This window comes from Pseudomonas sp. FW305-3-2-15-C-LB1, from assembly GCF_058787615.1.
Genome location: NZ_JBYSZX010000029.1, coordinates 1 through 16,500 on the forward strand (window position 1 = coordinate 1; position 16,500 = coordinate 16,500).

The 16,500-nt window shown below is 61.2% G+C and carries 14 protein-coding genes and 4 tRNA genes; 9 read left to right on the forward strand and 9 right to left on the reverse strand.

The window, feature by feature from the left end; all coding sequences use genetic code 11:
- Positions 1–4: 4 nt before the first annotated feature.
- From AC3WP7_RS29270 to AC3WP7_RS29285, 4 genes are all read left to right on the forward strand, one after another.
- A tRNA-Glu gene (locus AC3WP7_RS29270) sits at positions 5–80 on the forward strand.
- Between the two features lie 3 nt (positions 81–83).
- Positions 84–159 (forward strand) — tRNA-Gly (locus AC3WP7_RS29275).
- Between the two features lie 103 nt (positions 160–262).
- Positions 263–338: transfer RNA gene (locus AC3WP7_RS29280), tRNA-Glu, on the forward strand.
- A gap of 3 nt (positions 339–341) precedes the next feature.
- Positions 342–417, forward strand: a tRNA-Gly gene (locus AC3WP7_RS29285).
- 89 nt (positions 418–506) lie between these two features.
- Here AC3WP7_RS29285 and AC3WP7_RS29290 read toward each other — a convergent pair.
- On the reverse strand, positions 507–1,298 hold the full coding sequence (locus AC3WP7_RS29290) for a response regulator transcription factor (RefSeq protein WP_071492228.1): 792 nt from the start codon (positions 1,296–1,298) through the stop codon (positions 507–509).
- A gap of 139 nt (positions 1,299–1,437) precedes the next feature.
- On the opposite strand from AC3WP7_RS29290, the gene AC3WP7_RS29295 reads away from it, so the two are divergent.
- Together AC3WP7_RS29295 and AC3WP7_RS29300 are read left to right on the forward strand one after the other, a co-directional pair.
- Entirely contained in the window at positions 1,438–2,541 is a 1,104-nt protein-coding gene (locus tag AC3WP7_RS29295; protein WP_102593012.1) for a polyamine ABC transporter substrate-binding protein, read from the forward strand.
- Positions 2,542–2,600: 59 nt separating this feature from the next.
- Positions 2,601–2,852 (forward strand): hypothetical protein, encoded by a 252-nt coding sequence (locus AC3WP7_RS29300; RefSeq protein ID WP_071492230.1) that lies wholly within the window; start codon positions 2,601–2,603, stop codon positions 2,850–2,852.
- A gap of 11 nt (positions 2,853–2,863) precedes the next feature.
- On the opposite strand, the gene pdxR is transcribed toward AC3WP7_RS29300, so the two are convergent.
- Complete coding sequence (pdxR, locus tag AC3WP7_RS29305; RefSeq protein ID WP_102593011.1) at positions 2,864–4,369, reverse strand: MocR-like pyridoxine biosynthesis transcription factor PdxR; 1,506 nt, start codon at positions 4,367–4,369, stop codon at positions 2,864–2,866.
- Between the two features lie 77 nt (positions 4,370–4,446).
- Here pdxR and AC3WP7_RS29310 point away from each other — a divergent pair, with 77 nt between their 5' ends.
- Positions 4,447–6,108, forward strand: coding sequence for a M24 family metallopeptidase (locus tag AC3WP7_RS29310; RefSeq protein ID WP_102593010.1), 1,662 nt, complete (start codon positions 4,447–4,449; stop codon positions 6,106–6,108).
- Between the two features lie 45 nt (positions 6,109–6,153).
- Here the strand turns inward: AC3WP7_RS29310 and AC3WP7_RS29315 are convergent, their stop codons facing one another.
- The 7 genes from AC3WP7_RS29315 to AC3WP7_RS29345 all read right to left on the reverse strand — a co-directional run bounded on the left by AC3WP7_RS29315 (position 6,154) and on the right by AC3WP7_RS29345 (position 14,123).
- Positions 6,154–7,893, reverse strand: coding sequence for a dipeptidase (locus tag AC3WP7_RS29315; RefSeq protein ID WP_102593009.1), 1,740 nt, complete (start codon positions 7,891–7,893; stop codon positions 6,154–6,156).
- A gap of 168 nt (positions 7,894–8,061) precedes the next feature.
- A complete protein-coding gene (locus AC3WP7_RS29320; RefSeq protein WP_092247936.1) occupies positions 8,062–8,529 on the reverse strand; it encodes an allene oxide cyclase barrel-like domain-containing protein in 468 nt (155 codons plus the stop codon).
- A 114-nt stretch (positions 8,530–8,643) separates the two neighbouring features.
- Positions 8,644–9,861, reverse strand: a complete 1,218-nt coding sequence (locus AC3WP7_RS29325) for a phospholipase D-like domain-containing protein (RefSeq protein ID WP_092247939.1) — start codon at positions 9,859–9,861, stop codon at positions 8,644–8,646.
- Positions 9,862–10,015: 154 nt separating this feature from the next.
- Positions 10,016–10,663 carry a MotA/TolQ/ExbB proton channel family protein gene (locus AC3WP7_RS29330; RefSeq protein ID WP_102593008.1) on the reverse strand — a complete coding sequence of 216 codons (648 nt, stop codon included), beginning with the start codon at positions 10,661–10,663 and terminating at the stop codon, positions 10,016–10,018.
- 17 nt (positions 10,664–10,680) lie between these two features.
- Complete coding sequence (locus AC3WP7_RS29335) at positions 10,681–12,963, reverse strand: TonB-dependent receptor (RefSeq protein WP_102593007.1); 2,283 nt, start codon at positions 12,961–12,963, stop codon at positions 10,681–10,683.
- Positions 12,964–12,987: 24 nt separating this feature from the next.
- Positions 12,988–13,713: an energy transducer TonB family protein gene (locus AC3WP7_RS29340; RefSeq protein ID WP_102593006.1), complete on the reverse strand. Its 726-nt coding sequence runs from the start codon at positions 13,711–13,713 to the stop codon at positions 12,988–12,990.
- A 2-nt stretch (positions 13,714–13,715) separates the two neighbouring features.
- Positions 13,716–14,123: an ExbD/TolR family protein gene (locus AC3WP7_RS29345; RefSeq protein WP_071492239.1), complete on the reverse strand. Its 408-nt coding sequence runs from the start codon at positions 14,121–14,123 to the stop codon at positions 13,716–13,718.
- Between the two features lie 190 nt (positions 14,124–14,313).
- Here AC3WP7_RS29345 and AC3WP7_RS29350 point away from each other — a divergent pair, with 190 nt between their 5' ends.
- Together AC3WP7_RS29350 and AC3WP7_RS29355 are read left to right on the forward strand one after the other, a co-directional pair.
- Entirely contained in the window at positions 14,314–14,868 is a 555-nt protein-coding gene (locus AC3WP7_RS29350) for a GNAT family N-acetyltransferase (protein ID WP_102593005.1), read from the forward strand.
- Complete coding sequence (locus AC3WP7_RS29355) at positions 14,865–16,439, forward strand: alkaline phosphatase D family protein (protein WP_102593004.1); 1,575 nt, start codon at positions 14,865–14,867, stop codon at positions 16,437–16,439. Before AC3WP7_RS29350 ends, AC3WP7_RS29355 begins: the two co-directional genes overlap by 4 nt.
- Positions 16,440–16,500 lie beyond the last annotated feature (61 nt).

Below are 16,500 nucleotides of genomic sequence, written 5' to 3' on the forward strand. Positions count from 1 at the left end.
GTGTGTCCCCTTCGTCTAGTGGCCTAGGACACCGCCCTTTCACGGCGGTAACAGGGGTTCGAGTCCCCTAGGGGACGCCATTTGCGGGAATAGCTCAGTTGGTAGAGCACGACCTTGCCAAGGTCGGGGTCGCGAGTTCGAGTCTCGTTTCCCGCTCCAATTTAAGCAGTGTGGCCCTCGGGCGGCACTGAGTGAAACCAGGGCATGATCTTCGGATCTAATCCCTGGACACTGAAATGCACACCATGTGTTTCAGTTGTGTGTCCCCTTCGTCTAGTGGCCTAGGACACCGCCCTTTCACGGCGGTAACAGGGGTTCGAGTCCCCTAGGGGACGCCATTTGCGGGAATAGCTCAGTTGGTAGAGCACGACCTTGCCAAGGTCGGGGTCGCGAGTTCGAGTCTCGTTTCCCGCTCCATATTCGACAAAAACGCCGATCAGCAATGATCGGCGTTTTTGTTTGTGCGTGATTTGTGCGGAGACGCCGCAGGCCCGCTGCGGCAGCGTTCAATGCGCCGTCTGGGCCTCCTGCGCCGGCATGAAAAAACGCGCAAACAACTCGGACTGAGACTTGATGTTCAGTTTGTTGTAGAGGTTGCGACGGTGAACTTTGATGGTCTCTGCCGACAGGTTCAGCTTGCCGGCGATTTCTTTGTTGGAAAAACCGCTCAACAGCAACTTGAGCACATCTTTTTCGCGCGCAGTGATTTGTGTGCCCAGTTGCACGATGGCCTCTGACCAGGGTGGCGGTTCGTCCTGGCTTTTTTCCGCATCAGTCTCAAAGCACATGCGTTGATGCATCAACGCCATCACCCATGGCTTGATAATGTCCAGGGTCGCGATCTGCTGCGGGCTGTATCGCGCGTTGCTGCCGAATGAAATGCACAGCGTTCTGTCGGCGTCGAGTTGTACGTTGTACTGCACCTCATCCACGCTGATGTACTGGGCGAAATACTGGTGGTAATACTCGGTGGTCAGGAAGTGCTCCGGCGCAATGTCGGACAGATGAAAAAAGCCGCTCTGCGGGTTTTCGCGGTTGGCAATGTAGAACGGGTCGAGCAGGTACAGCCCTTTTACGTAGCGCTGGGTCAACGCGTCCACTTCGTCCGCATCGGCGACCTCAGTCACGCTGACCACCCGTACCTGGTGGTCGCTGAAGATCAGCACGACCCAGTTGTCGATCTGGACGTATTCCTTTAGCACGCGAACCAGTGAGCTCCAGAACGCCGGTCGGTTCAGTTGCATGATCAGCGTCCCGGCCGACCGATGCCAGGCCAGGTTGTGAAGGTCGAGCGACATGTACTACCCCTTTAGGGTTAGGCATTCATGGGGCTGGGCTAAGTACTTCTAGGTATTTACTAAGCGGACGTGCCGAGTATATTCACCCCTCAGCGGATGAAGGCCATGATGGCCTGTCGTTTTTGACAAGGATAGCAATATGAGTCAACCCCGTTTGCGCGCCATGTTCATGGCGGCGCTGGTCTGTGTTGGCGCGAGCGCGCCGGTCTCGGCGGCCGAACCCCGGGTCAACCTCTACAACTGGTTCGGGCTGATCGCCCCGGAAACACCCAAGGAATTCGAGCAGAAAACCGGCACCCGGATGCACATGGATGCCTTCGACAGTGCCGAGATCATGCAGAGCAAGGTCATGGCCGGGCGTACCGGGTATGACGTGGTCGTCGCCACGTCGAATGTCTTGCCCAGCCTGATCAAGGCTGGCGTACTGGCGCCGCTGGACCGCTCTCAACTGAGCAACTTCTCGCATATCGATCCGGAGATGCTGGCGCTGCTCTCCGCCAATGACCCGGGTAACCGCTACGCCGTGCCCTACCTGTGGGGCACCACCGGCATTGGTTACGACGTGGACAAGGTCAAGGCCGCCCTGGGCGAGAATGCCCCGGTGGACAGCTGGGACCTGATCTTCAAGGAAGAGAACATCAGCAAGCTCAAGTCGTGTGGCGTGGCGATGCTCGATTCCCCGAGTGAAATCATTTCGATCGCCTTGCATTACCTCGGGCTGCCCAGCAACAGCCAGAACCCTGAGGATTACCAGAAAGCCCAGGCGCTGCTGCTGAAGATCCGCCCTTACGTCCTTTACTTTGATTCATCCAGGACGGATGCCGACTTTGCCGATGGCAACATCTGTGTGGTGGTGGGCTGGGCGAGCGGGGCGCTGACGGCACAGGCCATCAATGAAAAAAACAACACCGGGCGCAAGATTGCCTACAGCCTGCCGCGCGAGGGCGGGTTGGTGTGGTCGGAAAACTTCGTGCTGCTCAAGGATGCGCCGCATGCCAAACAGGGTCTGGCGTTTATCAACTACATGCTTGACCCGACAGTGATTGCCAAGAGTTCCAACCACACGCTGTACCCCAACGCCAACAAGGACGCCACCGAGCTGGTCGAGCAGAAGCTGCGCGACAACCCCTGGATTTATCCGTCCAAAGAGACCATTGCCACACTGGTTCCCCTTGAACCGCTGCCCTTGAAGTTGGAGCGAATCCGCACGCGTGTGTGGACCAAAGTGAAGAGCGGCACGTGACCGGCTGAATGACCAGGCATGCCGGGCTGTTGCAGGCGTGCCGTTGAAGGAGATCAATCATGGGCCAAGCGGAATATCAGCGCGACGTGAAGTCGGACGATGACGAGGCGTACACGCAAATCGAAGAACAGATCGGCCACTGTACGCCCGAACAAGCCTGGGCCATGTATTACGTCTCGACGGGCATGGTGCGTGAGTACATTACACGGGCGGTGATGGAGCATATTGGCCGGGGCAACCGGGCGCTGCTGCTGGAGTTCCCGGAACTGGCCCGGGCCGAAGAGAAATCCCGCTTCCTGCTGCCGCTCTAACCGCATGCCGATCAGCGATGATCGGCATTTTTGTGTGCGCACAGGTTCACCGCTTTGGCCAGGCGTACCGTGGCCTCACGGATTTCCGCCTGATTGAGTGAGGCAAAGCCCAGGCGCAACGCATTTTCCGGCCGGTCCATCGGCGAAAACTGCCGACCACTGCGTACGACCAGCCCATGTTCCAATGCGGTTGCCGCCATCTGATCGACGTTTATCCGATCTTCAAAACGCACCCACAGCGCCAGCCCGCCTTCGGGTTCGCGCACCATGATCCGATCACCGAATGCCGCATGCAAACAGCCCTGCAAGGTTTCGCGGCGGGCGCGGTATTCCTTGGATACCCGACGCAGGTGTTTCTTCAATTCACCCGCGTTGATCAGGTCCGCGAGCATCTTCTGCGCCACCGCGTCGGCATCGCCCAGCATCAACGCAGCGTTGCCGTGCAGGGCTTCAATGACGGGTGTGGGAGCCACCACATAGCTGCAGCGAAACGTCGAGCCGAGCGCCTTGGACAACGAGCCGACGTAGAGCACATGGCGCTGTGAACGGTCGCTGGCCAGCGGCAGGTAAGGTCGCCCGTTGAAGTGATATTCGTGGTCGTAATCTTCTTCGATGATGCAGAACTCATGCAGCGCCGCCAATGCCAGCAGCTGTTGCCGACGCGCTGCGTGCAGGCTCACGGTGGTGGGGAATTGGTGGTGCGGCGTGAGATAGATCATCCGCACCTTGTGCTCGCGGCACAGACGATCGATCTGGTCCGTGCGGCAGCCTTCGTCGTCGACATCCACGGTGACCAACTGCGCGCCCAGCTTGCGGAAAATCTCCCAGGCCGGCGGGTAGCTCAGGCGTTCCACCAGCACCACGTCGCCAGGTTTGAGCAGCAGGCTGGCGCTCAGGTACAGCGACATCTGGGTGCCTTGGGTCAGGCAGATATTCTCGGCGCTGACCGTCAGCCCGCGGTTGTTGCGCAGCATTTCGGCCAGGGCGCAGCGCAACTCATAGCCGGTGCCCTCACTGCCATAGCGCACCGTATTGGAGGCGAAGCTGTTGCGCAGGGCATTGCGGTAGTGGCGGTGCAGCACGGCTTGGGGCAGCAGGCGGTGGTCACTGGTGCCGTTGTCGAAAAACAGTGCGCCATGCCGGTGCTGCAGTGCCGTCGCCTGGGCGTTCTGGGTGAAGTACGGCGCGTTCGCCTGGGCCAGGATGGGCGGTGCGAAGGACGGTTGCGCGCGATTCGGCATTGGCTTGGGCGCCAATTGCGCATTGACGAAGGTCCCGCGTCGCGGCTCGCTGACCAGCCAGCCTTTGGTCATGGCTTCTTCGTAGGCCAGGATCACGGTCTTGCGGTTGACGTCGAGCAATTGCGCCATTTCCCGCGTGCCCGGCAGCAAGGTGCCGGGCGGCAAGCGGCCCTCGACGATTGCCGTCACCAGGCCTTCGGCGATCTTGCGGTAGGACGCCTGGCTGGCGCTCTCGTCCAGCTTGAGCAGCGGCCGCCATTTACGCATCTGGACCATCTGAAGTATCCAAAACTGGAGGTTTTAATGGGCCTAGTCTAGCGCAACAATCTAGCCTCACTCACCCCGAGGTTGTTATGAATACACGTCATGTCATCGAACTGTCCCCCTCGGGGAAAACCTTTGAGGCCGGTGATGAGCTGTTGCTCGATGCGATGCTCGCCAGTGGCCTGTCCGTGCCGTTTTCCTGTCGGCGCGGTGCCTGTGGATCGTGCAAGGTGGTAGTCGCAGAAGGGCAGTACCGGGCCAGGCAGTTGGCGCCGAACGCCCCCGCGCCGTGCTATCCGTTGGCGGCGAATGAAATGTTGTTGTGCCAGAGCCACGCCTGCGGCGATATGCGCCTGGAAATTCCCGGCTGGTCCCTGGACACCCCCGCGCTGAGTGTCGAGGCGCAAGTGCTGAGCAAGTGCGCATTGAGCCCTGACATCATTGAGCTGGTGCTGATGCCGGACCTGCCATTGGCGGTGCGTGCCGGCCAGTACCTCAAGTTCCGTCTGGTCGACGGTGACTCGCGGTGTTTCTCGATCGCCAACCTGCCGGCCGAAGATGACGGGCGCCTGGTCTTTCAGATTCGCCAGGTGCGCGGCGGGCTGTTTTCCGAGGCTGTTCTGGGCGACCTGGAGGCCGGCGACGTGCTGCAACTGGAGGGGCCTTTTGGTGCCTGCACCTGGCAGGACGTGGATGACAGCCCTGTGGTCCTGTTCGCCACGGGCACCGGCTACGCCGGCATCAAACCGATCCTGCTGAGCGCCTTGAAGCGCAATGTCGAGGTGACGTTGTACTGGGGCGGCGCGCAGCCGGCAGACTTCTATGATCGCGTGTTCCTGGACCAGTCCGTCATCGATCACCCGCGTTTTCACTGGCACCCGGTGCTGGCTTCGCAGGGGCGCGTGCAGGACGTTGCGCTGGGTCATGGGCATCACTGGCAAGTCGCCCAGGTGTACGCGTGCGGCAACGGCGCAATGATCCGCCAGGTCCGCGAGCAGTGCCTCGACGCGGGCTTGCCGGCTCACCGGTTTGTCGCCGAAGCCTTTGTGCCCAGTGGTGGCGCAGGCACGCAAGCGCCTACACCTGCGTTCGATCCGATCTGGGAAAAGGTCGGCCCCCGTTACTCGTTCGACGGCATGCTGGCGGCCCGTGACCAATCCATCCGCGCCCTGGCGGCCATTGCCAGCCGACTGCGGGTGGGCATGACCACCGGCGAAGCCCTCGACATGGCCGCCGAACAACTGCAGGCCATGGGCGCATCGCACACCTGGCACCCGACCTATATTCGCTTTGGCGCCGACACGGTCCGCCCACCCCGCGAAGGGATCGACCGCCAGCGCAGGCTGCGCGCCAGCGATATTGTCGTGGTTGATTTGGGCCCGGTGTGGGACGGCTATGAAGGCGACTACGGCGATACCTTTGTGTTCGGTGACGCGCCGCTGCACCTGGCGTGCACGACCGCGCTGCACGAAGTGTTCGATGAAACCCGCGACGCCTGGTTGCGTGGCCTCACGGGTCGCGAACTCTACGACTTCGCCGAGCAGAGCGCCGTGGCAAAAGGCTGGAGGCTGGCGCGCAACCTTGCGGGGCATCGCCTGGCGGATTTCCCCCACGCGTTGTTCGAGAACAAGGAACTGGCGGATCTGGACATCCCACCGAGTGAAATGGCCTGGGTGCTGGAAATCCAGCTGTGCCATCCCACGGAACCGGTCGGTGGTTTTTTCGAGGATATGTTGAGGCTGCAAGCCTGAAGAGCCCGCCGTTGCGGCGGGCTCCTTTGCATCAGTGCTTTGGGCTCAGAGCTTCGGCAGTTGGCCGATACGGCCCATCATTTCGGTGACGATCTGCAGGTCGAGCAGGAACTGGTCGACGGTCTTGAACTCGCCGTCGGTGTGCCCGGTGTATTTGACTTCCGGGCGCGCCAGGCCGAATTGCACGCCGTTGGGCAGTTCATGCACGGAGGTTGCGCCGGCGGAGGTGCCGAACTTGTGCTCCATGCCGAGGTTTTCCGTGGCGACTGCCAGCAGTGCCTTGACCCATTCACCTTCCGGGTTGCGGTACATCGGCTCGGCCACCGAGTAGGCGAAGTCCCCCTTGACCTTGGCTTTCTTGTCCCAGGCGCTCAGCTTGTCGGCGATCTCGGCCTTGAGTTTCTCTGGCGACTTGCCCTTCGGCACACGCAGGTTCACCGCCAGCTTGAAGGCTTTTTCATCCAGGCCGACAAAAGTCAGCGAGGTAGTCAGTGGCCCCATGAACTCGTCGGAGAAGCCCACGCCCAACTTGCTACCCAGGTAGTCCAGGCCCCAGTTGTCGGAGGCATACCGCGCCGCGTCTGTGATGTGGTTGTGCTTGAGGGCGATCTTGCCGTCGACGCTGTGGATCAGCTCCAGCATGCGCGCCACCGGGTTGACCCCGGACTCCGGCTCGGAGGAGTGAGCGGACACGCCGGTGACGGTCAGCTTGACGTCTTTGCCGTCGACCTTGGCGGCCACTTCAAAATCGCCGCCGTTGCGCTTGGCGTATTCGCTGCCGGCCTTTTGCAGGCTGGCGGCCAACTCGGCAGGCTTGTCGCTGACGAAAGTCGCCACCGATGCCGACGGAATCTGGTTGGTGGCCATGCCGCCGGTCATCGCGATGATTTCCGCGCCTTTGCCTTCACCCTTGCGGCGCGGGAAGGTTGCCATCACCGTGCCGTAGCCTTTCTCGGCAATCACCACCGGGTAGCCGCCATCCAGCGCCAGGTTGTATTGCGGTGTCGGGTTCTTTTCGAAGTAGTAGGGGATCGCGTCGCCGGAGGTTTCTTCGGTGGTGTCGACCAGCAGCTTGAAATTGCGCGCCAGTGGCAGCTTTTCTTCCTTGATCACCTTCATGGCATACATCGCCACGACGATGCCGTTCTTGTCATCTTCGGTGCCACGGCCATACATGCGGTTGCCGATCAGGGTGACCTTGAACGGGTCGAGTTTGGTGCCATCTTTGAGCACCCAATTTTCCGGCGTCACCGGCACCACATCGGCGTGGGCGTGGATACCGACGACTTCGTCGCCACTGCCTTCCAGGGAAATTTCGTACACGCGGTTGTCGATGTTGCGGAAGTTCAGGTTAAAGGCCTTGGCCAGGTCCTGGAGCTTGCCGGCGATCTTGATGAATTCCGGGTTCTTGTACTGCGGCAGGCCATCCACGTTGAAGGTCGGGATTTCCACCAGCTCGCGCAGGGTTTCGAGGGCGGCTTTGCCGTACTTCACCCGGGTGTAGATGCCCAGCAGGCGATTGATTTCGTTCTGCTGGTCGGCGCTCAGGGTTTTGTTGTCGAGAAAGGCACTGATTGCCGGGCCGACGTCGCTGGTCTTGCCCAGGTCGCCTTTAGCCAGCGCGCCGAGGAAACCGCGAAAATCGGTGACGGACGTTTCGTTGAAGTTCTTGAGAATCGCCGTGCTTTGCTCGGGCGTGATGTTGGCGAAGGCGGGGCAGGTAACAGCCGAAAGGCTCGCCGCAAACAGGGTGGCAGCCGCCAATTGCTTGAGTGGAAAGTGCATGGAGAGACGCATTCCTTTGCAGGTAGTAAGTAGGAGGTTTCTGATCGATCTGTCAGAAACATTTCCACACACTAACACTGTGAAGGCGTGAGATGGGAGGTGCGGATCAGTGAAATGTCCTACTTCAATAAGAAAACGCCGCGCGTTGATGAGCGGCGTTTTGCGGGTTCAGCGAGGAGTCAGATACAAGGTTTGCTTGAATGTACCGTCGGGCATGGGTTCGGAAGTCATATGGCCAGTGAAGCCGGCATACTTGCCGGTACTGCCCAGGAGTGCGACGGTGGATAAGCCGGTTTCGTACTCCTGTCCGCCGACGACAAGGGTGCCCGTGATCTGCCCGGCGGTATCCACGAACATCAGTGTCCATTGGCATTGGCTGTGAACGCCAGGCTGCGTGGTGACGCAATAGCCATTGTTGTGTCCGATGTCCTGGCGATCCTGATCCATCAGGGGTTGAGCGAAGACAAACAGGTCGCCTTGGGAAGGCCCCGGTGCGCCAGTATCCACGGGCGTCTTGAGGCCCCGTGTACCGTCGGCAAAGGTCACCAGAGTGAGTGTTGGCGGGCTGTTGACGCAGGCGCTGAGTGGAATAAGCAGAAGCAATGTACACAAGGTGCGAAAGGGTGCGGTTTTCATGGCAATGCTCTCATGTCAGTGGGCTCCAGCCGCAGCACCGCTAAAGCTGCGTCCGGAGCCTGAGAAGGCTAGCTGCCAATCTCAAGAATTCAAATGTCCGCAACTGATGGTGTATTACAAAGTACCCGGGTGCGCAGCCGCGTATTCAGCTGTCACATCCAATGCCTTGGCATATGGCCCATCCCACAGCTGCTCATGCAATTCCCCGACACGCCTGGCCATCGCTTCGTTGCGCATCACCACTTCCAGGTTGCGCGAATTATCCAGGTAGCCACCCAGCCAATTGCTGGTGCCGACCCACGCAACCTGGCCGTCGATCTCCATGGTCTTGCTGTGAATCACCCGCGCGTAAGGAATGAATCCCTGCCTGGCCTCGGGCAGGGTGACGATCTTGATCTGCACGTTGGGCAGCACCGCCAGGCTCTTGAGGTAGGGCAGTTCCAGCTTGTCGGTGTTCCAGTTGGACACCATCAGTTTGATCGACACCCCACGCGCCGCCGCCGCGCGCACGGCATTGTCGATCACCGCGTAGTACGGACGGGTCTTGTCCGGTCCGTAGGACAACGGTGCGTAGTCCAGCAGTTGCACGCGCACTTCCTGTTTGGCTTCACTCAACAAACGCGGCAGTTCCAGCTGCGAGTCGCCCACGCCGGGCGGGTTGTAGCGCTGCGGGCTGGCGACCAGATAGTTGCCGGTGCGCGGTGGTTCTTTACCCGCGACGGGCAGTGGCACCGGCTGATTGTCGGCCAACGCCTGCTGGGCTTTCCAGTCTTGTTCGAAGATGGCCTGCACCTGGCCCACGACCGTCGGATCAGTGATGCGCAGGCCGGTTTCGTGGATGTGCTCCAGCGAGCGCCAATCGAAATTCTGGCTGCCGACAAACGCCTGCTTGCCATCCACCACCAGGTACTTGGCGTGGATGATCCCGCCGCTTACACGGGCGTAGGGCAACACGCGAAAGGTCAGGTTGGGGATCGCGCGCAGGCGTTCCAGGGTGGAGGCCTCCGACAACTTGATGCCTTTTTCTTCGAGCAAAAAGCGAATCTTCACACCGCGTTTGCCGGCGGCTTCCAGGCGCTCGATCACACGGTCCATCACCGAGCCGGGGTGATCGGCGGCGTAGAACTGGCCGATATCGATGCGGCTTTTGGCGCCGTCGAACAGTTCGCTCCATACCGGGCCGGGCTGGCGCAGGTCGTCGGTGCCGAGGGCGGTGTCCACCGGTACGGTGTGTACCAGTTCAAACCCCGGAATCGAAAAGTCCGCCTGGGCCAGCGGACTGAGGAGCAAGCCGGCAAGGCCGGCGATACGCAATTTCAAGGAGACGGACATAACACTCTCTTCACTGATGTAGTGAGCGGGCTTGCCCCGCGCTGGGTGGCGCAGCCGCCCCAAACAGTCCACCGCGTTGTCCCAGAAAGACCGAGGTGCCTGGATATGGGGTGGCTGCGCCACCCAACGCGGGGCAAGCCCGCTCACCACAGGTTTATGCGGTGCGGCTGTGCAGCGGCGTCGGTACCCGATGCGGCACTTCACTCTGCACACGGGCACCGGTGGCGGCGCGGATCAGCAGGATTTTCAGCTGGTCGTTGATGCGCTCCAGGCGGTCCTGGAAGAAGTTGTGGAACACCACGCAAAACAGTGCAATGGCGATCCCCAACCCGGTGGCGAACAGGGCCGTACCGATGCCACCGGAGATCTGGCCCGGGTCCGACACGCCTGTCGTCGCCAACGCCTTGAAGGTGTCGATGATGCCGAGGATGGTACCCAGCAGACCCAACAGCGGCGCGGCGGTGGTGATGGTTTCGATGATCCACAGGCTGCGGGCCAGCGGCGCGCGGGTGGTCAGGTACTGGGTCTCGATGACGTCATCCAGGTCCTTGCGCGAGCCGTTCGACGCCTTCTGTGCCAGCACCGGCAGCACCATGCTCAACGGCAGGCTGTCACGACGGGTCAGGCTCTCCGGCAGGTCGCGTTCGCTGTGCACGTTGGCGCCGAGCACTTCGGTGAGTGCATGGGCCTGGCGGCGTACATACGCGAAATAAATCCCGCGCTCGATGGTGATGAAGATCGCGATGGCCATCGCGGCATACATCACATAGAAGGTGATGTCGTGGAGCAGGTTCATGTCCATGTTCAGTTACCTCGCAATTAGAAATTGGCTTCCAGGGAAACCGTCACGGTGCGTTCCAGGCCCACGATGTAGGCCGGGTCGCCGTCACGGAAACCGCCGTAGGTGGCCGCGTTGGTCTTGGTGGTGTACACGCCGTCCAGGTACTTCTTGTCGAACAGGTTGTCGACGTTCAGGCGCAGGGTCGCGTCCTTGACCACTTTCTTGTCCACCGGCAGGTAGATACCGGCGCCGGCGTTGAATACGGTGCGTGCGGAGATGGCTTCGTCGTTGGTCAAATCGCCGTAGAGCTTGCTGGTGTACTTGCCGCCGAAGGTGCCGTAGAAGCGGCCGTCGTCGTAGCCGATGTTGGCGGCCAGCATGTTTTTCGGCACGTTGGCGAACTGCTTGCCGCTGGTGGGCAGTACGATCGCTTTGCCAGCGTTGTACACGGTCAAGTCGTCTTGCTGCTCGGCCTTGGTGTAGGTGTAGGAGGTGTAGTAGTTGAAGTGATTGGGCAACAGGCCGCTCCACTCCAGTTCCAGGCCGCTGTTGTTGACGGAGCCGGCGTTGATGTCGGCGAAGTCGCCGTTGATATCGCGCGACGACACCTGGCGATCCTTGAACTGCATGTAGAACAAGGTGGCGGCCACGGTCATGTCTTCATCGGTGTAGCGCCAGCCCAGTTCGTGGTTCCAGCTGGTTTCCGGCTTGGCGTCGATGGAGCCTGCGCCCTTGTCGTACAGCACGTAGTTCTGCGGGATGCGCATGTTGCGCGACAGGCTGTAGAACACCTGGTCGCGTTCATCCACCTGGTATTTGAGGCCGGCGTTGGGCAGCAGTTTGTTGTAGGTCTGGTTACGTTTTTCTGCTTGCTCGGTGAGGCTGCCATGGTTGGTGCCGTCACGCTTGACGTTCATATAGGCCAGGCCGCCGATCAGGGTCCAGTCCGAGTTGATGTACCAGGTGTCCTGGGCCCAGACCTTCTGCGCCGGGGTGATGGTGAAGCGGTCGCGACCCTGGATGGTGTTGCCATTGGCATCCACCACCGCCTCGTTAGCGTCCGGCCAGGTGTCGACCGGCTTGCCACTGGCCTTGAGCGGAATGAACGGCTGGGTCTGGCTCTGGCGTGCGCGCTCGTACCAGTAGCCCACTTGCAGGCTGTGATCGCCCAGGTCCCAGTTAAGCTTGGTGGTGATGCCCGGACGCCAGGTCTGGGTGCGTGAAGGGCGATAGTACACGCCGCTGTTCGGGGTGCCGTCGGCGTTGTATTGGGCGCCGGTGGGCAGGTTGCCCAGGTCGAACACGCCGCCCTGGTTCGAGCCGCGGTTCAGGGCATAGCTGGAAGAGCCGACGCCGCTGCCGTTACCCCAGTAGTAATACGGGATCACCGACAGCGCTAGGTTGTCGGCCAGTTTGAACTGGGTGTTGAGCACCGCGGTAAACGTCTGGAACGGGTTCTGCGCCAGGGCGTAGTAGCTGTTGTACTTGCCGTTGCTGCCCACGGTGGGGGTGGCGGGGTAAGGGTCGTATTTGCGGCCGTTCTGCTGGAACTGCGCCTTGGTCAGTTGGCTGTAACTGTTGTTGTCCTGCTCGTGGTACTTGAGGATCAGGTTGGCGGTGTTGCCATCGCCGGCGTCGAAGAAGCTGTTCCACTCGACTTTGTCCGCGCGCACGGCACCCGAACCGCGCCACATCTGGCCTTCGGTATGGGAGGCCGACAGCCAGTTGCTCAGGCCGTTGATCTCGCCGGTGTTGAGGCGGGCGAAGGTCTTGCGGGTGGCGTTGCTGCCCATGATCTGTTTGACGAACGCACCGGTTTCCTTGGTCGGGCGAATGGTCACGATGCCGATGTTGCCGCCGCTGGAGCCGATGTGCGGGCCGTCGGCTTCCGAAGAGCCCTGGGTGACGAAGATCTGCTCGATGTTTTCCGGGTCGCCCAGCAGGTTGGAGTACAACGCGTAGTTACCGGAGTCGTTGATCGGCATGCCGTCCACCGACATCCCCACCTGGTCGGAGTTGAGGCCGCGCATGGTAAAGCGAAAGCCCGACAGACCGGTGTTGTCTTCGCTGGAAATGTTCAAGCCCGGGGTGTACTTGAGCTTGTCCACGGCGTTGCCGGTGGCGGTCTGTTTATCCAGCGCTTCCTTGGTCACGGTGGAGCGTCCCTTGATGCTTTCTTCCTGCACCATGTAACCGCCACCTGCCGTGGCCTTGCCCTGAACCCCAATGGTCCCGACGTCGCTGTCACTGGTATCGGCCATGACCATTCCATGGCCCATGCTTGCGGCAACAAGTGCCAGATGAATCCGTGTGAACCTCATCTCTGTCGTCCTGGTGTCGGGTGCTTATTGCACGCTGTAGTTGAAGGTGGCGGTGAAGCGCTGCTCATTGCGGCCCCCGAAGGCTTGCTCGGGGAACGGCTTGACTTGCTTGATGCGACGCAAGCTGTTGGTGGCGGCCCGGTTGAGCAACATGCTCGAGGCCTGGGTTTGCAAGCCGGAGTCGAGAACCCGACCCTGGCGGTCGACCAGCAACCACACCACCACTTCGCCGCTCGGGCGTTCGAGGGAGGCCTGGCGCCCGGTGGGGTACTGTTTGTAGGTGTCCAACTCGTTGCGCAGCCCCTTGAGGTAACTGCCTTCCAGCGCTTGGCCGTCGACCTTGGGAGGGGCGGGCGGCGCAGGTGTCGGCGCAGTCTGGGCCACGGCCGCAGGCGCCGGTTTGGCGGCGACCGGTGGCGGCGTCGGCGCAGGCGTTGGCTTGGCCACCACGGGTTTGGGCACGGGCTTGGGTTTAGGCTCAGGCTTGGGTTTTGGCAGCGGCTTGGGCGGCGGCGGCGGGGCCGGCTCGGCCTCTTCATCCTCGATCACCGGCGGTGGCGGCTCTTGTTCCACCACCGGTTCCGGGATCACCTCCGGCTCCGGTTCGACCAGCGCCAACTCGACGGCGGACTCGTCATACACCGGTTCGACCTTCAAGGTCTGGGACTGGATACCCAGTGCAATCAGCACCAGAGCGATCAGGGCCGGGACGCTGCCCAGCAGCTGACGCGCACGAAACAATACGTACATGATCAGGACTTACGCGTGGCAATGGACACGGAGGTAAAGCCACCCAGACGCAGGGTGTCCATCACCTCCACCAGGCGGGAAACCTCGACGCCTTTGTCGCTGTTCACGATGATGGTCGACTTGGTGTCAGGCTTTTCGGCCGCTTTCAACGCCGGCACCAGCCCATCGACCGTGAGGTCCTTGCCATCCAGTTGCAACTGGCCTTCCAGGCCCAGGGTCAGGATGAATTTGTTCTGCGGCTTGAGCTGCTGCGAACTGCTGGCGCTCGGCAGTTGGGTCTTCATGCCGAGGGCCGGAATCACGTTCAGGCTCACGAGTACGAAAAACACCAGGAGGAACATCATCACGTCGATCATCGGGATCAGTTCGATGTGCGCCTTGCGTTTTTTCGGTTCGTCCCAGGTTCTCATTCCGCTACCCCGTCATTGAATTAGGGGCGACACGCTAACAACCAAAAATGACCGATTGGTTAACTTTAATTGACGTTTTGAGGGCTCTAGGACGGGTATTACAGGCGACTCTTGAGTCATTTTCGTGACGTAACAGAATTGAAACCCGACAGGGGCATTCTCAAAAACTTTACATCGAGGGCCCCCAAAGATGAGTAGCGAATTGCCATGTCTTTCCACTCCGCGACTTCTATTGAAAGCACTGGAAAAGCACCAGGCCGAGACGTTGTGCACCCTCGCCAACGGGCCGAAGATCGCCGATAACACGGCGAGCATTCCGTCGCCCTATACCCTGCAAACGGCGCAGGATTTTATCGACGGCATGCAGGAGAAATTTCGCTCGGTGGGGTTGTTGAGCCTGGGCGTACATGTACGCGACAGCGGCGAACTGATCGGCATCGCCAGCCTGCGCATCAATGCGGCTCATCACTATGGGCACCTTGGCGGCTGGACGGCGGCGGATGCACGTAACCTGGGGTATGCGACCGAGGCGGCGACCGCGCTGATGGACTACGGCTTTGGCGAACTTGGCCTGCACCGTGTGGGCAGCCAGTGTTTCAGTCGCAACAAGGAATCGGCGCGGGTCATGGAGAAAATCGGTCTGCAGTACGAAGGCTGCCTGCGCGGGGCGTTCCTCAAGAATGGGGTGCATGAAGACATGCTGGTGTTCGCCACCCTGCGTGAGGATTGGGAGTTTCGGCTGTGAGCGTCGACGTCGATCACGGTCGGCGGCGGGTCCTCGCCGGGCTAGCCGTTGCCACCACCTTTTCGATCCTCAGCCCGTTTGCGCGCAGTGCCGGGGTGGACTACCCGTTCACTTTGGGCGTGGCCTCCGGCGATCCATTGCCTGACGGGTTTGTGATCTGGACGCGCCTGGCGCCGCTGTTCAATGCTGGCGATGGCCGGGGTGGCTTGAGCCGCCCGGTGCCGGTGCGTTGGCGGGTTGCCCACGATGCGGCGATGACCCGCGTGGTGCGCCAGGGCGAGGTCATGGCCAGCGAGCGCTGGGGGCATTCGGTGCATGTGGAGGTGGCGGGCCTGGAGCCGGGCAGACCGTACTGGTACCAGTTCGAAGGGCTCGGCGCGCAAAGTCAGGTGGGGCAGTCGCGCACGGCACCGGCGGTGCATGCCATGGTGTCGGCACGCTTGGGGTTTGTCTCGTGCTCCCATTGGGAGCGTGGCTATTTCAGTGCGTATCGCCACTTGGCGCAGGAGCAACCCGACCTGGTGTTTTTTCTCGGGGACTACATCTACGACAGTTCCTACGCAGCGGACTCGGGCAAGATCATTCGTCCCCATGGCAGCGGCAACGCGGTGAGCCTCAGCGACTACCGCAACCGCTATGCCTTGTACAAAACCGATCCGGATCTACAGGCCCTGCACGCTGCTGCACCGAGCGTGGCGACCTGGGACGATCACGAAGTGCAGAATGATTACGCCAATCGCTGGTCCCAGGACCCGAAGATCCCGGTGGGGCAGTTTCTGCAGCAACGGGCGGCGGCGTACCAGGCCTTTTATGAGCACATGCCGCTGCGTGCCAGCAGCTTGCCGAAAGGGCCGGACATGCGCATTTATCGGCGTATGGATTACGGCCGGTTGGCCCGTTTCCACGTGCTGGACGGCCGACAGTATCGCTCCGAACAACCGTGCGTCCTGGCCAATGGCAGCCACCAGGGGCATATCGCCGATAACCTCTGCCACGACTTGCGCGACCCTGCCCGCACCCTGCTCGGCTGGCAGCAGGAGGCCTGGCTGGACCGGGGCTTTGCCCAATCGAAGGCACAGTGGAACATCATCGCCCAGGACTTGCTGGTGGCGCCGTTGACCCAGCGCGACCTGACCAACCACAAGCCGGGGCGCTGGACCGATGGCTGGGATGGCTACATGGCCAATCGTTCGCGGATGCTGGCTTCCCTCGAGCGCAACCGGGTCAACAATCCGGTGTTCTGGGGCGGCGATATCCATTCGTTCTGGGTGACGGACTTGCATGCCGATGGCAACAACCCGGATTCGCCGGTGGTCGCCACGGAGTTCGTCGGTACGTCGGTGACGTCCGACGGGCCGCCGTTTGAGGCGTTCAGCAAGATCCTGCCGCTTAACCCCCATGTGAAATTCTTTGACAGTCGCCAGCGGGGGTATGTGTCGGTGGAGGTGGAGGCGGGCAGGATGCTCACGCACTTGCGCGTGATTACCGACCCGCGTGATCCGGCGGCCAGGGTGTCGACGCTGAAGTCGTTTGTGGTGGAGTCGGGGCGGGCGGGGGCGGTTGAGGTGTAGGGAAGTTTGTTCTGACAAGCCGATTTTCTGTGGTGAGCGGGCTTGCCACAACAGGCCCGCT

Coding starts and splice junctions, on each gene's coding strand:
- AC3WP7_RS29290 (WP_071492228.1), bottom strand. CDS start 1,298: ATGTCGCTCGACCTTCACAACCTGGCCTGGCATCGGTCGGCCGGGACG.
- AC3WP7_RS29295 (WP_102593012.1), top strand. CDS start 1,438: ATGAGTCAACCCCGTTTGCGCGCCATGTTCATGGCGGCGCTGGTCTGT.
- AC3WP7_RS29300 (WP_071492230.1), top strand. CDS start 2,601: ATGGGCCAAGCGGAATATCAGCGCGACGTGAAGTCGGACGATGACGAG.
- pdxR (WP_102593011.1), bottom strand. CDS start 4,369: ATGGTCCAGATGCGTAAATGGCGGCCGCTGCTCAAGCTGGACGAGAGC.
- AC3WP7_RS29310 (WP_102593010.1), top strand. CDS start 4,447: ATGAATACACGTCATGTCATCGAACTGTCCCCCTCGGGGAAAACCTTT.
- AC3WP7_RS29315 (WP_102593009.1), bottom strand. CDS start 7,893: ATGCACTTTCCACTCAAGCAATTGGCGGCTGCCACCCTGTTTGCGGCG.
- AC3WP7_RS29320 (WP_092247936.1), bottom strand. CDS start 8,529: ATGAAAACCGCACCCTTTCGCACCTTGTGTACATTGCTTCTGCTTATT.
- AC3WP7_RS29325 (WP_092247939.1), bottom strand. CDS start 9,861: ATGTCCGTCTCCTTGAAATTGCGTATCGCCGGCCTTGCCGGCTTGCTC.
- AC3WP7_RS29330 (WP_102593008.1), bottom strand. CDS start 10,663: ATGGACATGAACCTGCTCCACGACATCACCTTCTATGTGATGTATGCC.
- AC3WP7_RS29335 (WP_102593007.1), bottom strand. CDS start 12,963: ATGAGGTTCACACGGATTCATCTGGCACTTGTTGCCGCAAGCATGGGC.
- AC3WP7_RS29340 (WP_102593006.1), bottom strand. CDS start 13,713: ATGTACGTATTGTTTCGTGCGCGTCAGCTGCTGGGCAGCGTCCCGGCC.
- AC3WP7_RS29345 (WP_071492239.1), bottom strand. CDS start 14,123: ATGAGAACCTGGGACGAACCGAAAAAACGCAAGGCGCACATCGAACTG.
- AC3WP7_RS29350 (WP_102593005.1), top strand. CDS start 14,314: ATGAGTAGCGAATTGCCATGTCTTTCCACTCCGCGACTTCTATTGAAA.